This is a genomic window from Burkholderia guangdongensis (assembly GCF_013403875.1).
GTDB classification, from domain to species: domain Bacteria; phylum Pseudomonadota; class Gammaproteobacteria; order Burkholderiales; family Burkholderiaceae; genus Burkholderia; species Burkholderia guangdongensis.
In genome coordinates, this window is the sequence record NZ_JACBNX010000053.1 from 1 (window position 1) to 891 (window position 891).

Here is an 891-nt window from a genome sequence, read left to right on the forward strand (position 1 = left end):
GGCGCGATCCTGGTGTGCTCGGCCGCTGACGGCCCGATGCCGCAAACGCGTGAGCACATCCTGCTGGCGCGTCAGGTCGGCGTGCCGTACATCATCGTGTTCCTGAACAAGTGCGACATGGTGGACGACGCGGAACTGCTCGAGCTGGTCGAGATGGAAGTGCGCGAGCTGCTGTCGAAGTACGACTTCCCGGGCGACGACACGCCGATCGTGAAGGGTTCGGCGAAGCTGGCGCTGGAAGGCGACACGGGCGAGCTGGGCGAAGTGGCGATCATGAACCTGGCGGATGCGCTGGACACGTACATCCCGACGCCGGAGCGCGCGGTGGACGGTGCGTTCCTGATGCCGGTGGAAGACGTGTTCTCGATCTCGGGCCGCGGTACGGTGGTGACGGGTCGTGTGGAGCGCGGCGTGGTGAAGGTCGGTGAGGAAATCGAAATCGTCGGTATCAAGCCGACGGTGAAGACGACCTGCACGGGCGTGGAAATGTTCCGCAAGCTGCTGGACCAGGGTCAGGCCGGCGACAACGTCGGTATCCTGCTGCGCGGCACGAAGCGTGAAGACGTGGAGCGTGGTCAGGTTCTGGCGAAGCCGGGTTCGATCACGCCGCACACGCACTTCACGGCTGAGGTGTACGTGCTGTCGAAGGACGAAGGTGGTCGTCACACGCCGTTCTTCAACAACTACCGTCCGCAGTTCTACTTCCGTACGACGGACGTGACGGGCTCGATCGAGCTGCCGAAGGACAAGGAAATGGTGATGCCGGGCGACAACGTGTCGATCACGGTGAAGCTGATTGCGCCGATCGCGATGGAAGAAGGTCTGCGCTTCGCGATCCGCGAAGGTGGCCGTACCGTCGGCGCCGGCGTCGTCGCCAAGATCATCGAGTAA

At 63.5% G+C, this 891-nt stretch carries 1 protein-coding gene; it reads left to right on the forward strand.

The genetic code is table 11. From position 1 onward, the window contains the following. A partial coding sequence (tuf, locus tag HZI36_RS26620; RefSeq protein WP_179405657.1) for an elongation factor Tu occupies nucleotides 1–891 on the forward strand: 891 nt, incomplete at its 5' end.